Consider the following 15143-nt stretch of genomic DNA (forward strand, 5'->3'; position numbering starts at 1 on the left):
CATGGCGGGTTTCGATACGCGAACCGTTTTTGCCCTGCTGAAAAAGGAACTGATCGGCCTTTTGCGCGACAGGGTGCTGATGGGCGTGGTGATCTATGCCTTTTCGCTGGCGATCTATGCGCAGGCCACCGGCCTTTCTCACGATCTCAGAAATGCAACGATTGCAGTGGTGGACCGGGACGTTTCCCAGCTTTCGACGGCCATTGTCGCGGGGCTGTTGCCGCCGCGCTTTCAATCCGCCGTGGCGATTGCGCCTCAGGATGTGGACGGCGCCATGGACCGGGGGCAATTTACCTTCGTGATGGACATTCCCGAACATTTCCAGGCGGATGTTCTGGAAGGGCGCAGCCCACGGCTTCAGCTTCTCATCGATGCCACGGCCCTGATGCAGGCGGGCATCGGCTCCGGTTACATCCAGCAGGTCGTGGCGCAGGAGGTTGCCGCCTATGGCAGGCGGGCCGGAATTTCCACCGCCCAGCCCGTCGGTGTCGTCACAAGGCTTGCCTTCAATCAGGGGCTCAATTCCGAATGGTTTACCGGAACCATGGGGCTTATCAATAATGTCACAATGCTGGCCATCCTGCTGGCTGGCGCTGCACTTGTGCGTGAGCGCGAGCATGGCACGCTGGAGCATCTGCTGGTCATGCCGGTGCGGCCGCTGGAAATCATGGTCAGCAAGCTTATTGCCAATGGTCTTGTCATTCTGCTCATGACTCTGCTTGCCATCATGCTGGTGCTGGTGAAGATTTTGGGCATGGAGATTTCCGGCTCCCTCGTTCTTTATGCAGCGGGGGTGGTGCTTTATCTGTTCTTTGCCACCTCGCTTGGCCTGTTTCTCGGCACCATCTCGCGCAGTATGCCGCAAATGGCGCTGCTGTTCATTCTGACCGCCCTGCCAATGAACATTCTCTCGGGCGGCTTCACCCCCATCGAAAGCCAGCCGCAATGGCTGCAAAATGCCATGCAGCTTTCGCCCTCCACCCATTTCGTCGGGTTTTCGCAGGCCATTCTCTATCGCGGCGCGGGCTTTGATGTGGTGTGGCCGCAATTTGCGGCCACCTTCGCCATAGGGCTCGTATTCTTCCTGTTCAGCCTTACCCGCTTCAGACGCTTTATTGCCGCCCAGCAGTAGTTCGAACCAGTTTTTGTCCAAAAATCTGTAAAAAACAGTTGGAGCGATTCATCGTTTGAGCGAGCGCGGATCGAGCGCGTCGCGAATGCCGTCGCCAATATAGTTCACGCTGAGGACGGTAAGGGAAATGGCCAGCCCCGGCCAGATCACCCGTGAAGGGGTAATTTGCAGAAAGCTTACGCCATCATAGAGCAGACGTCCCCAGGTGGGAAAATCGGAAGGAAAGCCGAGCCCGAGAAAGCTCAATGCCGATTCCGTGATGATGGCCGAGGCAATGCCGAGTGTGGCCGAAACCATGATCGAACTCAGCACATTGGGCAGGATATGCTTGAGGACGATGCGATAGTCCCGCATTCCGGAGGATTTTGCGGCGAGAATGAATTCCTGGGATTTGACCGTCAGAACGTCGCCGCGCACGATGCGGGCCGTGTGCATCCAGCTTGTGATGCCGATCACGGTGACGATCAGGATGAAGATGCCGGTTTCCGGCCCGAAGGCGGCGCGCAGCGGATCGCGGAAAAGCATGGTGATGACCAGCAGCAGCGGCAGAATGGGCAGCGCCAGGAAAAGATCCGTCAAGCGCATCAGCGGTCCGTCGATCCGGCGGAAATAGCCCGCCAGCACACCCACCAGCGTGCCGACGAAAAGCGAGATCAACATGGCGGTGATGCCGACGGCAAGCGAGATCTGCCCACCTGCCATAACCTGGGCGAACAGGTCGTGGCCCAGATTGTCGGTGCCGAAGGGATGCGCGAGAGACGGCCCTTGGTTTTTCTCGCGAATATTGATCTTGTTTGGGTCAACCGTGTGGAGCAGCGGCCCGATATAGACGGAAAGCACGATGAAAAGAAAAACGATCAAGCCTATGAGGCCGCCTGTATGGCGTCGAAACTGGCCCCAGAGCTGGCCGCGAAGGGATTGAGGGCGCGGCATTTCGCTTGCGTGGCTGAGGGCGGCGTCAGTCATAGCGGATCCTCGGGTCGAGAATGCCGTAAAGTACATCGGCAATCAGGTTGAACAGCACGATCAGCACGGCGAAAATGAAGGTCAGTGTCTGCACCAGCGGCAGGTCGCCCGCCTGAATGGCGGTGATCAGCAGTTGACCAAGCCCGTTCACCCGGAAGATCTGTTCGGTAATGATGGCACCGGAAAAAATGGTCGGCACGCCAAGCGCAATCACCGTCACCACCGGGATCAGGCTGTTGCGCAGCACATGCACGAGCAGCACGGTCTTTTCCTTCACGCCTTTGGCGCGGGCGGTGCGCACATAATCCTGATGCAGGTTGTCCAGCATCGAGGCGCGCACGAAGCGGCTGATCTGCGAGGTGTTATAAAGCGTCAGCACCAGCACCGGCAGGAACATCTGCTTCACTTGAAGCACGAAGCTGTCCCAGTCGCGCACCACGAGATTGGTATCATAGACGGACGGGAACCAGTGGAGGGTGGAGGAAAAGATAACGATCAGCACCACGCCGGTGAAGAAGGTGGGCACGGAATAACCGACCATGGAGATGAAGGTGCCGATCTGGTCGAAAATCGAATATTGCCGGTAAGCGGATATGACGCCGATGGGGATGGAGAGCAGCACGCCGAACAGATAGGCGAGCCCTACCACCCAGAGCGTCTGCGGCAGGCGCTGCACGATGAGGTCCACGACCGGGCTGCGGGTTGTCCAGGAGAGAATGCGCAGCCGGTTGGGATCGCCTATGGTGATGCCGGTCGTCTGTTGCAGGATGTTCAGCGGCTCGTTGATGCAAAACTGGTAGAGCCATTTGGAGAACTGGATCAGCAGCGGTTGGTCAAGGCCAAGGGCGGCGCGCATTTCCGCCCGCACGTCCGGCGGGATGGTCAAGGGTAACTCACCGAGCGGATTGCTGGGTGCCATGGCCAGCAGCGCGAAGATAATGAAACTGATGGCAAGCAGGGTCGGGATCGCAAACAGCAATCGCCGGAGCGTGTAGGTAAACATTGAAAACCTTTTCCGGCTTTACACCGCCTCACGTTTTTGACGCAAACAATGAGGCGGTCTGACTATCTGTTTCAAGAAGCTTTCAGGAAAAGCGGAAACCGGGTTTCCGCTTGTAAATACTGAGGCGCCGGGAGCATTATTTTTTGCGCGCCCAGTCCTGGATGTTCCACGTTTCGGCGTCCCAGCCCGTTGCCTTGATGTTGTCGAGGCTTGTGGCATAGGCGGATGGCTGGCCGCGATAGACCAGTGGAATGTGAACGAAATCCTCGGTGAGCATGTCGTTCAGCTTTTTGACCAATGCGGCGCGCTCTTCCAGCTTCACCGTTCGCGTCAGCTCCGTGGCCAGCTTGTCATAGTCGGGATTGCAGTAGCGCGGCATGTTCTCTCCCTGCCAGCCATTAGCCGGGGCAGGGATCTTGTCGCACATCCATTGCACCAGATAAGGTTCGGGATCGGTGCCGTCGAAATTGTTGGTATACATTTCCAGGTCGGCATAGAATTTCTGGAAGGTGTCGGGGCTGGCAGGGTCGCCGCCGAAGAAGACGGAAGCCGCGATATTGCGCAGTTCGACATTCACGCCGATTTGCGCCCACATGTCCTTGATCAGTGCCTGAGTGGCCTGGCGCACCGAATTTGTCGAAGTCTGGTAGAGGAAGGAAAGCTTGACGCCGCCCTTGGCGCGAATGCCATCCGCACCTTTCTTCCAGCCTGCGTCGTCCAGCAGCTTGTTGGCGCCTTCAATGTCCTGCTTCAGGCACCAGCTATCGTTTTTCGTGGAGACATAGGCATCGGGACCAGGAATGATATTACAGGTGGGCTTGCCTGCCGCGCCATAGCCGGCCTCCACGATAATGTCACGGTCGATGGCCAGCGCCAGCGCCTTGCGCACGGCAGGATCGGCAAAGGCCGGATGCGCACCGCCTTCGCGAGTGGAACGCTTTGCGCCCAGTGCCGGATCCGGGTTGGTAAAGTTGATATTGATGCGCTCCACCTGGCTGCCGAAGGCGGTGTGGATCGTGCCCTTGCCCGCTGCCAGCAGGGTTTGCAGCACTTCAGGTTCCACCTGCATGTTCCAGGCATAGTCATATTCGCCGGTTTCCAGCACGGCGCGGGCCGCAGAAAGGGCGTCGCCGCCGCCTTTGAGTGTTGCGCTGGCGAAATGCGGTTTGGACGGATCGCGGTAGTTTTCGTTGGCCACAAAGGTGATCACGTCATTCGGCTTGAACTCCTTGACCTTGAAGGGGCCGGTGCCGATGGGGGCAAAATTGGCGCTGGTGCATTCCGGCGCCTTGGGGCCGAGGCAGTCCTTGAACTGCGCCTGCTGCAATATCGGCGAAAGTACGCCGACAAAAGCCGTGTAAGGATAGGGCTTGGGTGCGGTGAAGCTGATCTTGACGGTGAGCGGGTCGGGGGCTTCGACGGTTTTTATGCCTTCGAACTTGGATTTCTGGGCGCAGCCACCGCCTTCGGCCGTGCAATATTTCCATGTGAAGACCGCGTCCTCTGCCGAAAAGGCCGTGCCGTCCGACCATTTCAGGCCCGGTTTGATCTTCCAGGTGATCGTCGTGAGGTCGGGTGAAATGCCGCCGTTTTCTACAGTGGGAATGGTCTCCGCCAGTCTTGGATAGATAGTGCCCTTTTCATCGAATCCCGCCAGCGGCTCGACGACCATCGCGGTGGCATATTGCTCCTTGGTGCCGCCGGAAAGATAGACGTTCATGGTGGAAACGGCCTGCCAGAACAGGATCTTCAAATTTCCATCCGATCCCCGTTCAGCGCTGGCTGGCGCACTGGCTGCCATGAAGGCGGCCACGGACCCTGCCAGTAATATCCCGATCTTACGCATGTCCTGCTGTTCCCCTTTTGGTGTTTTTTCAAGAACGTGACCGTGGCTGCGGCAATGCGAGCCTATCGCGCCAATACGCCACATGGTTGTATTTATTGCACGGGTGAGGAGCGGCCGACCGCAGCCGGTCGGCGAAAAATACAACCCTGAATTCCTTCTTGACTTGGTCTGTGCATAAAATTTGAGCTATGAAAGCATACGATTATTTTTCGTTCAAGATGAAAAATAACGTCTTGCAAAACTTGTCCGGAAGAGATCAGTATTGCGCAAAACCGGTATGGGGACCAGCAAAAGAGGTGTGAAATGCCCATTTTGAACCGCGCGGAAGAACTCCAGCCAGAGGTGGCGGCGTGGCGGCGCCATTTGCATGAACGGCCGGAACTCCTCTTCGACGTGCATGAAACGGCTGATTTCGTGGCGCAGAAGTTGCGGGAATTCGGTTGTGACGTTGTTACAACCGGAATTGGCCGAACGGGTGTAGTCGGCCTCATACGCGGGGCAAAGGGCGCGGGGCCTGTTCTGGGAATGCGGGCCGATATGGATGCACTGCCCATTGCCGAAATCAGCGGCCTGCCCTGGGCCTCGAAGGTTGCGGGAAAAATGCACGCCTGCGGACATGATGGCCATACCGCCATGTTGCTGGGAGCGGCCAAATACCTGTGCGAGACACGCAATTTCGCCGGTTCCGTCGCGGTGATCTTCCAGCCCGCCGAAGAGGGCGGCGGTGGAGGTCTTGCCATGGTGGAGGATGGCATGATGGAGACCTTCGGCATTGGCGAGGTCTATGGAATGCACAACGCGCCCGGCGTGCCGCTTGGCAATTTCGCCATTCGCAAGGGCTCGCTGATGGCGGCCTCCGATACGTTTGAGATCGTGGTGTCCGGCAAGGGCAGCCATGCCGCCCAGCCGCATCTTTCGGTCGATCCGGTACTGGCCGCCGCCCATGTGGTTATTGCCCTGCAATCCATCGTCTCGCGGGAAATCGACCCGTTAAAGTCGCTGGTGATCAGTGTGACCACGGCGCATGGCGGCGATGCCTACAATGTCATCCCCATGGACGTGAAGCTGACGGGAACCGTAAGGACGCTCCTGCCGGAGATCCGCGATTTCGCCGAGCGGCGGCTTGGCGAGGTGGCGCGGGCCACCGCCATGGCACATGGCGCGGTGGCCGAGGTTTCCTATCATCGCGGCTATCCCGTCACCTTCAATCACGCAGATGAAACGGATTTCGCCGCCTCCATTGCCGCAGGCGTATCGGGGCAGGGGCGGGTGGAAACCGATATGGCGCCCAAGATGGGGGCGGAGGATTTTTCCTATATGCTGGAAGCGCGGCCCGGTGCCTTTATCTTTCTGGGCGTGGGCGATACAGCCAATCTTCACCACCCCGCCTATGATTTCAATGACGAGGCCATTCCCTACGGAATCAGCTACTGGATTTCGCTGGCGGAATCGCGACTGGCCGCGTGAGCCTTTCCTCTTCGTCCGGGCAGCGCATAAGCCGCGCTGCCGATGCAGGCAATAGTGCAAAAGGGGAAATCAGGCATGATGTTCACGGGTGATGACAGCGCAGGCAAGCCGGTGCTTTCGGTCAGGAACCTGACCACGTCCTTCAAGGTCGCAAACGGATGGAAGCCGGTCGTGCGCGACCTCAATTTCGATGTCGGTGCGCGAGAAACCGTTGCGATCGTCGGGGAATCCGGCTCTGGCAAAAGCGTCACATCGCTTTCGATCATGCAATTGCTGCCAAGGGGACAAAGCCGCGTCGAGGGCTCGATTCGCCTTGAGGGGCGCGAATTGCTGGGGCTTGGGGCCGAAGACATGCGGCGGGTGCGCGGCAACGAGATCGCCATGATCTTTCAGGAGCCGATGACCAGCCTCAATCCGATCTTTCCCATTGGTCGTCAGATTGCCGAGGCCATTCTGTGCCATCGTGACATGTCGCGGTCCGAGGCGAAGGAGGAAGTGCTGCGCCTGCTCGACAAGGTCCGCATTCCCAATGCCAGGAGCCGTTTCGATGAATATCCGCATCAGTTTTCGGGTGGGATGCGCCAGCGGGTGATGATTGCCATGGCGCTTGCCTCGCGGCCCAAACTGCTGATCGCCGATGAACCGACCACCGCGCTTGACGTGACCATCCAGGGGCAGATCCTCGATCTCATCAAAACGCTTCAGGAAGAGGACGGCATGTCGGTGCTGTTCATCACCCATGACATGGGGGTGGTGGCGGAAGTATCGGATCGGACCATCGTGATGTTTCGTGGCGATATGGTGGAAGACGGCAGCACGGACGATGTGTTCAATCGCGGGCGCCATCCCTATACGCGCTCGCTGCTCTCGGCGGTTCCCCGGCTTGGTTCCATGGATGGCAGACAAAATCCCGTGCGCTTTCCCGTGATCGACATCAAGACCGGCACCGAGGTCGTGCAGGAGCGGGAAATGGATACCCCACCCGCCCGGCGGCCTATTCTGGAGGTGCGCAACCTCACCACGCGCTTCGATATTCGGTCCGGTCTGTTCGCTCGCCGGTCCGGCGCGGTCCATGCGGTGGAAAATGTGAGTTTCAGCCTCCTGCCGGGTGAAACGCTTTCGCTGGTGGGCGAATCGGGCTGCGGCAAGTCCACCACGGGCCGCTCCATCACCCGTCTCGTGCAGCCCACTTCCGGCAATATTGAAATGGATGGCTATAATGTCATGGCGCTGGATGATGCGAGCCTCAGAAAGATGCGCCTTGGCATCCAGATGGTGTTTCAGGATCCCTTTGCCAGCCTCGACCCGCGCATGACGGTGGGATCGGCGGTGATGGAGCCCTTTCTGGAACACGGCCTCGGCACGCGCGCCGCCGCCCGTGAAAAAGCTGCCGCGCTTCTCGAGCGGGTGGGCCTTGGCGCGGATATGATGGGGCGTTACCCGCATGAATTTTCCGGCGGCCAGAGGCAGCGTGTCGCGATTGCGCGTGCCTTGATGCTCGATCCCAAGGTGATCGTGGCCGACGAGGCGGTCTCGGCGCTGGACGTGTCGATAAAGGCGCAGGTCTGCAATCTTCTGCTGGATTTGCAGCAAAGCTTCAATCTTGCCTATCTGTTCATTTCCCACGATATGGCGGTGGTGGAGCGGGTCAGCCATCGTGTAGCGGTGATGTATCTGGGCGAAATCGTTGAAATCGGGCCGCGTCACGCCGTGTTCGGCAATCCGCAGCATTCCTATACGAAAAGACTTTTGTCGGCTGTTCCGGTGCCGGACCCTTCGCGGCGCAATCTCACCAGACGCATTGGCGAAGACGAGCTGAAAAGCCCCATCCGCCCCCTCGGCTACGAGCCGCCGCCCCGCCGCTATGTCGAGGTAGCGGAAGGCCATCTGGTGCAGGTCGCGGCCTGATCGTTGCCGTCACTACGGACATATGCGCACGGTCTTCTTGCGCAAGCCGATCGCGCTTCCCACTTTCGCATCGGCGCAGGACTTGGCTGCAAGGGTGCAATGGCGATCTGCGGCGTGGAATGCCGTTGGCGGGGTGTGGGGTGAGCATGGAAGAACGGGTGAGGGGGGAACGAGACGCGCCGATACGCGAACAAGGGGAAGACTCTCGTCTCTCCGGCATTTTGCGGAGGCTTGCCGGCGATGAGAGCCGCGAGCGTATTTCCATAGGCGACCTGTTCGACGCAATGGGTGACAGGGCCTTCGGGGCGCTGATCCTGATTTTTGCACTTCCCAACATTATTCCAACACCGCCGGGAACCTCTGCCGTGACCGGCGCGCCGCTGGTGTTCCTGCTGGCGCAGCTTATGCTGGGGCTGAAGCCGTGGCTGCCGCGTATCATTGCGGCGCGCTCGCTGGCGCGGGCCGATTTCGCCGCCCTCGTTCAACGCATGGTGCCTTGGCTGGAGCGCGGCGAGAGGCTTCTCAGGCCACGGCTTTCCTTTCTGGTGGAACGTCCGGCCGAACATCTGCTCGGCGCCATCGGCCTCGTCCTTGCCGTCATTCTTGCCCTGCCCATTCCGCTTGGCAATATTTTGCCCGCCATCGCGCTCACCTTGTTTGCCTTTGCCCTTCTGGAAAAGGACGGCGTCTATGCGCTTGCCGGGATGATCGTGGCAATTCTGTCGCTTGCCGTGGTCGCTGGCGTGATTTTCGCCCTGGCCAAGGCCGCCCTGCTGGTCTTTGCCGCGGCCTTTTCCTGATCCGCAAGCTTCGCGAAAGCTTGTCATCGCAATCTATGGCTGGATCGCGGTGATGAATGTGTCTGATTGCTTGTTTCATGGCAGGAAGGCACTGCGACCCGCCAGATGATTTGCCATGAGGGGCGAGCAATGGTCGATAAAAAGCGGATTTTGGTCACTGGCGGCGCTGGTTTCCTCGGATCGTTCCTGTGCGGCCGCCTTCTTGGCGAAGGCCACCACGTGCTGTGCCTGGATAATCTTTATACCGGCTCGATCGACAATGTGCGCGGCTTTCTCGATAATCCCCGCTTTCAATTGATGCAGGCTGACGTGGCGGAGCCCGTTTCGGCATCGGTCGATCAGATCTACAATCTGGCCTGTGCCGCCTCTCCCGTTCACTATCAGTCCGATCCCATCGCAACCATGCGGACAAATGTGCTGGGCGCGCTGAACCTGCTGGATCTGGCCGTCAAGTGCAATGCAAGGATCCTTCAGGCTTCGACTTCCGAGGTTTATGGCGATCCGCTCGTGCACCCGCAGCGGGAAGACTATCGCGGCAATGTGTCGATCACCGGCATCCGCGCCTGCTATGACGAAGGCAAGCGCGCGGCCGAAACCCTGTTTTACGATTATAACCGCATGTATGGCACGCAGGTGCGCATTGCCCGCATTTTCAACACCTATGGTCCCGGTATGCGGGCCGATGACGGCCGTGTCGTTTCGAATTTCGTCGTTCAGGCCCTGCGCGGTGAAGACCTTACCGTTTATGGCGATGGTCTTCAGACCCGCTCCTTCTGCTATCGCGACGATCTTGTCCGCGGCCTGATGGCGCTGATGAATTGCGAAGAGGCCAATGCCTTGCCGGTCAATCTCGGCAATCCGGGCGAGTTCACCATGCTGGAGCTGGCAAGCCTCGTGCTGGACATGACGGGTTCAACCTCGGGCCTGTGCTTCCAGCCGCTGCCGCAGGACGATCCCGTCCAGCGCCGTCCCGATATTGGCCGGGCAACCTCTCTGCTTGGCTGGCGCCCGGAAATCGGCCTGCGCGACGGCCTTTCTCCCACGATCCGCTATTTCACCGAAAAGCTTGGCCGTCTCGCGGTTGCCGCCTGACATAAAGCATTGTCCCGAGAAAAGTGTCGTCACGTTTTTCCGTTCGGAAATGCCCATAAGGCCGGGCTGAAGGTTTCATTGCCATTTCCCGCCACGCGGTTGTGCTTTGGCGCAATTTTTCCGGAATGCTTTGTTTTTCAAGGATTGTCAGAGGTTTCTTTCTAATCCTGTGGCTGCAATCACGTGTGGAAAATTGCAATCACGCAAGCCTCACAACAGCTTCATTGCCTAGTTTTGCGATGATTATGTCGCAAAAGTATTCGGCCTTTTAGCGTCGCCGGCCTTTTTATTGACGCCTTACAAACGGGGATTTGCCGTGGCTACCAGCGCAAAGACAACGACAGCATCATCGATTGCCAGCGTAAGCGGAACCTCTTCCGCCGATACCGTCATCCTGACGGCTGCCGTGAGCGGTCAATCGCTGAACCTGGGCGCGGGCTATGACCGGTTGACCCTGGGCAATTACTACAATGAATTGACCCTGCTGAACGTCGAATCGGTGCTTGGCGGCAGCAGTACGGACATCATAACCTATGATAGCGCGCTCACGTCCGGTACAATCAATCTTGGCGCGGGCAGCGACAGCGTCACCTTCTCCGATTATGGCGCGACGGCCACCATTGCCAATGTCGAAACGATCACCGGCGGCGCCACGAACGATTACATCACCTTTTCCGCACAGGCGCTTGGCACCTATATCGATATGGGTGACGGCAGTGACCGCGTTCTCCTGGGCAAATACGATAACCGGGTGACGGTTCTCAATGCCGAAACGGTGGTCGGCGCGACGAAAATCGACATTGTCTACATGGAAAACGAGGACAGTGAGACAACGCGCCGCGTCGATCTGGGAACGGGCAATGACTATGTCAATCTCGGCGACAGTGGTGGCACGGTTTACGTGTCCAATACGGAGACGATCGTGTCGGGCGATGGCGATGACAAGATCGTCATCAGCACCTCCACCTCCAATGTTTCCGTCAATGTAGGCGATGGCGATGATATCGTCTCGCTTTCCTCCTATACGAACAAATTGACGATCAGCAATGCCGAGACGATCATTGGCGGCAAAAGCGCCGATTACGTTACGCTGGGCAGTGCGTTTACGGGTGGCTATATCTCGCTCGGTACAGGCAATGATACGCTGGTGCTCGGCAATTACGCCAATACCGTAAGCCTCTATGGTACCGAAACCATCTATGGTGGCACGGGTAGCGATACGATCTATCTTCAGGAAGCGCAGTCAGGCGGCTTGATCGATCTGGGTTCGGGCGCCGATACCCTTGTGTTCAGCAACAAGGGCGGCACGGCCACGATCAAGAATATCGAAACGGTGATCGGCGGATCGTCCAAGGAATATCTCGTCTATTCGACACAGATCACTGGCGGCCTTATCGATCTCGGCGACGAGGGCGACCGGGTAACGCTGGCGAAATACAACAACACCGTCACCTTTGCCGATGTCGAAACCATCACCGGCAATGTCTCGAATGACATTGTCACCCTTTCGACGGAACTGACCAAGGGCTCCATCAACCTTTCCACGGGGCTCGACAAGCTGACATTGGCCGATGGCGACAATTCGCTGGTTCTGAGCGGTGTCGAAACGCTGATCGGCGGCGATGGCGATGAGATCATCAGCTTCACTGCGTCAAGTTCCGGCACCTATATCGATATGGGCGATGGTGACGACAAGCTTACCATCACCGGCACTGGCAAGACGATGACCATTCTCAACACGGAGACGATCCTGGGAACGTCTTCGAGCGAGATCATTCTTTACAAGTCGCAATTGACCGGGGGCCTGATTTCGCTCGGCTCCGGCAATGACAAGCTGATGCTGTCGGCCTATAGCAACACGCTCTCTTACGCTTCAATCGAGACGGTGATCGGCAATACGGGCTCGGATGAGGTCTATATCACCAGCGCCCTTGCGGGCGGTTTCGTCGATCTCGATTCCGGCAACGACACGCTCACCATCCTGAAGGGTGGAACGCTGACCGTGCGCAATACCGAGACGATCCTGGGCGACGATGCAACCGATGTCATCAAGTTCGACCGGGCGGCCCAGGGCGTCTATATCGATCTTGGCGAAGGGTCCGATAGCGTTACCTTTACCGATTACGTCAATACGGCCACCATTCTAAACGCGGAAACGATCACGGCAGGCTCGTCCAGTGACGTCATCACGCTTGGCACCGCCATTACGGCCGGAACCATCGATCTCGGCAAGGGTCTGGACAAGCTGACCATCGGGGATGACGGAGGCACGCTGACGGCCGTCAATATCGAAACCGTGATCGGCGGCTCCTCTGACGATTCCGTCACACTGTCCGGCACGGTCACGATCGGCACCGTGGATCTCAAGGATGGCGACGATATTCTGACCATGAGCGGTACGGGCACGATTTCGGTTGCCAATGTCGAGACGCTTGTGGGTGGAACTGGCACGCAGAAGATCATTCTGACGAGCGCCTTTGCTGGAGACATCGATCTTCTCGACGGCACCGACGCCATTACCATGGCCAATGTCGCCAGTGGCAGCCAGAACCTGATTACCGTGTCGAATGTCGAAACGATCACCGGCGGTACCGGCAGCGATGTCGTGGTTGTCAACTCGCTCAGCGCCGCCGCGCAGATCGACCTCGGCTCTGGCAGCGACAAGTTGCAGTTCCTGGATACGGGCGGAACCGTAACGGCGGTGAATATCGAAACCATCATCGGCGGCATCAGTTCGGAAACGATCATTTTCAACGCATCCGTAACCGGTGTCACCATCGATCTGGGTGACGGCACCGATGTCGTCACCTTCGCCAACTATGCCAATACCGCGACCATTTCGGATGTGGAAACCATCACCGGCGGCACCAATATAGACGTTGTCACGCTGGGATCCGGCACGACGGGCATGACCATCAACCTCGGCAATGGTCTGGATTCGCTGACATTGTCTTCGGAGGGCGGCACGGTCACGATTGCCAATATCGAAACGCTGACGGGTTCGGCGGTTGACGATATCGTCACGCTGTCCTCCTACATGACCGGCGGCACCATTTCGCTGGGCGACGGCAATGACCAGCTCATCATCGGCGATGTCGGCGGTACGGCGACGATTTCCGGCGTGGAGACCGTTACGGGCGGCACGTCGAAGGATCTCATTACCCTTGCCGCGGGGGCTTCCGCCTATATCGCGCTTGGCGATGGCGCCGATGGCGTGATCCTGTCCAGTTCCGGCAACTCGGTGACAGTCTCTGGTGTCGAAACCATCACCGGCGGCGCGGGCAATGATTATGTGGAATTTGCCGATGCCGTCACCGGCGGCATTCTCAACATGGGCGCGGGCACCGACAAGCTGAAGCTTGCCGCTGCCGGCGGAACGCTGACGGTCTACTCGACCGAATCCATTCTGGGCGATGTCGGCTCCGACGTCATTACGCTCGGTGAACAGATTACCGGCGGCTTCATCGACCTGAATTCGGGCAACGACGCGCTGGTCCTGTCCTCGTCGAACAATACGGTGACGGTGCAGAACCTGGAGACGGTGACGGGCGGCTCGCTGCAAGACAGCATCTATCTCTCCGGCACCTATACGGGCGGCGTCCTCGATCTTGGCAGCGGCACCGATATTCTGACCTTCGGCTCCAGCGCGGCAACCGTGACGGTTGCCAATACCGAAAGCATTACCGGCTCTACGGGCGATGACCGGCTGACCATCAGCGGCTCGCTGGGCGGTGCGAATATCGATCTGGGCAGCGGACAGGATACGCTGATCTGGAGTTCGGGTCTGACGGCAACCATTTCCAATATCGAGACCGTTTCGGGCGGTTCGAATGCCGACATGATCACGCTGGCGACCCAATGGGTCAGCGGCTACATCGATCTTGGTGACGGAACCGACAAGCTGACGCTTGCCGATGCGGCCAATACCGTGACGGTGGCCGGAGCCGAGACCATTATCGGCCAGTCCTATGCCGATTACATCGCCATAAACAGCGATACCTATTCCGGTTATCTTTCGCTTGGTTCCGGCACCGATGAGGTCAAGCTCGCCAGCTCGTCCAGCACGGTGACGATCCTGGGGGTCGAGACGATCACCGGCGGTTCGGGTGCCGACCGCGTGACGATCGGCGAGGCCGCGACGGGCATGGAACTCAACCTTGGCGACGGGACGGATGTGGTGGTGCTGGGCAACTACACCAATACGATCAGCATCTACAACACCGAGTCCGTGACCGGCGGCACCAATTCCGATACGGTCTATGTCAAGGATACCGAGATCTCCAACGGCCAGTTCTTCATGGGCACCGGTTCGGATTATCTGAGTTTCGAAAAGGCCGCGACCGCAACCGTGTCCAGCGTGGAAACGCTGGTGGGATCGTCTTATGACGACGCCATCACCATTTCGGGCCAGTATACCGGCGTCGCCATCGACCTTGGCAGCGGCGAAGACCACCTGACGCTGGGATCGGCCTCCACCCTGACCACGGTGAATATCGAATATGTGACGGGCAGCACCGGCGCCGATTATATCGTGCTTTCCGGCAGCACCAACACAACCGTCGATCTGGGGACTGGCAACGATACGCTGTTCATGTCCACCGGCTCGGATACGGTGACGGGCGGATCGGGTTCGGACCTCTTCACCTTCACCTCCACCAGCCAGTCCAGCACGTCGAGCCCGGACAAGATCACCGATTTCGTGAACGGCGAGGACAAGCTTGTCTTCTCCGGTCTGCTGAGCGGCACCTTCACCTATCTGGGCACGTCCACGACGCTTTCGGCCACCGGCAATTCGCAGGCCTATTTCGTCAACGATACCGCAACCCTCTATGTGGACACCAATGGCGACGGCACGGTGGACATGCAGATGACATTGTCGGGGAAAACCGCCGACAACATGTCCGCAAGTGACTTCCGCTGGAGTTGATG

Annotated in this window: 9 protein-coding genes; 6 read left to right on the forward strand and 3 right to left on the reverse strand. The window is 58.6% G+C overall.

What is annotated here, in order from left to right:
* Nucleotide 1 precedes the first annotated feature (1 nt).
* The gene (locus tag T424_RS0111260; protein ID WP_027487823.1) at nt 2–1132 is read left to right on the forward strand and encodes an ABC transporter permease; all 1131 of its coding nucleotides are present in this window, start codon (nt 2–4) and stop codon (nt 1130–1132) included.
* Between the two features lie 48 nt (nt 1133–1180).
* Here the strand turns inward: T424_RS0111260 and T424_RS0111265 are convergent, their stop codons facing one another.
* From T424_RS0111265 to T424_RS0111275, 3 genes are all read right to left on the reverse strand, one after another.
* Nucleotides 1181–2098, reverse strand: coding sequence for an ABC transporter permease (locus tag T424_RS0111265; RefSeq protein WP_027487824.1), 918 nt, complete (start codon nt 2096–2098; stop codon nt 1181–1183).
* On the reverse strand, nt 2091–3101 hold the full coding sequence (locus tag T424_RS0111270) for an ABC transporter permease (RefSeq protein WP_027487825.1): 1011 nt from the start codon (nt 3099–3101) through the stop codon (nt 2091–2093). The genes T424_RS0111265 and T424_RS0111270 overlap by 8 nt, the downstream gene beginning before the upstream one ends.
* A 136-nt stretch (nt 3102–3237) precedes the next feature.
* Nucleotides 3238–4947, reverse strand: a complete 1710-nt coding sequence (locus T424_RS0111275; RefSeq protein WP_027487826.1) for a peptide ABC transporter substrate-binding protein — start codon at nt 4945–4947, stop codon at nt 3238–3240.
* Nucleotides 4948–5250: 303 nt separating this feature from the next.
* Between T424_RS0111275 and T424_RS0111280 the strand changes: the two genes are divergently transcribed.
* The 5 genes from T424_RS0111280 to T424_RS0111300 all read left to right on the forward strand — a co-directional run bounded on the left by T424_RS0111280 (nt 5251) and on the right by T424_RS0111300 (nt 15141).
* Nucleotides 5251–6414, forward strand: a complete 1164-nt coding sequence (locus T424_RS0111280; RefSeq protein ID WP_027487827.1) for a M20 aminoacylase family protein — start codon at nt 5251–5253, stop codon at nt 6412–6414.
* 78 nt (nt 6415–6492) lie between these two features.
* Nucleotides 6493–8322 (forward strand): ABC transporter ATP-binding protein, encoded by a 1830-nt coding sequence (locus tag T424_RS0111285; protein ID WP_027487828.1) that lies wholly within the window; start codon nt 6493–6495, stop codon nt 8320–8322.
* 146 nt (nt 8323–8468) lie between these two features.
* Nucleotides 8469–9122, forward strand: a complete 654-nt coding sequence (locus tag T424_RS0111290) for an exopolysaccharide biosynthesis protein (RefSeq protein ID WP_084268480.1) — start codon at nt 8469–8471, stop codon at nt 9120–9122.
* A gap of 129 nt (nt 9123–9251) precedes the next feature.
* Nucleotides 9252–10214, forward strand: coding sequence for a UDP-glucuronic acid decarboxylase family protein (locus tag T424_RS20795; protein ID WP_037067456.1), 963 nt, complete (start codon nt 9252–9254; stop codon nt 10212–10214).
* 316 nt (nt 10215–10530) lie between these two features.
* Entirely contained in the window at nt 10531–15141 is a 4611-nt protein-coding gene (locus T424_RS0111300; protein ID WP_154664885.1) for a beta strand repeat-containing protein, read from the forward strand.
* Nucleotides 15142–15143: the final 2 nt, after the last annotated feature.

This window comes from Allorhizobium undicola ORS 992 = ATCC 700741 (genome assembly GCF_000621665.1).
Lineage (GTDB): Bacteria > Pseudomonadota > Alphaproteobacteria > Rhizobiales > Rhizobiaceae > Allorhizobium > Allorhizobium undicola.

Bases quoted from the DNA above. Each gene is read 5' to 3' on its own strand.
- T424_RS0111260 (WP_027487823.1), top strand. From the start codon at position 2: ATGGCGGGTTTCGATACGCGAACCGTTTTTGCCCTGCTGAAAAAGGAA.
- T424_RS0111265 (WP_027487824.1), bottom strand. From the start codon at position 2,098: ATGACTGACGCCGCCCTCAGCCACGCAAGCGAAATGCCGCGCCCTCAA.
- T424_RS0111270 (WP_027487825.1), bottom strand. From the start codon at position 3,101: ATGTTTACCTACACGCTCCGGCGATTGCTGTTTGCGATCCCGACCCTG.
- T424_RS0111275 (WP_027487826.1), bottom strand. From the start codon at position 4,947: ATGCGTAAGATCGGGATATTACTGGCAGGGTCCGTGGCCGCCTTCATG.
- T424_RS0111280 (WP_027487827.1), top strand. From the start codon at position 5,251: ATGCCCATTTTGAACCGCGCGGAAGAACTCCAGCCAGAGGTGGCGGCG.
- T424_RS0111285 (WP_027487828.1), top strand. From the start codon at position 6,493: ATGTTCACGGGTGATGACAGCGCAGGCAAGCCGGTGCTTTCGGTCAGG.
- T424_RS0111290 (WP_084268480.1), top strand. From the start codon at position 8,469: ATGGAAGAACGGGTGAGGGGGGAACGAGACGCGCCGATACGCGAACAA.
- T424_RS20795 (WP_037067456.1), top strand. From the start codon at position 9,252: ATGGTCGATAAAAAGCGGATTTTGGTCACTGGCGGCGCTGGTTTCCTC.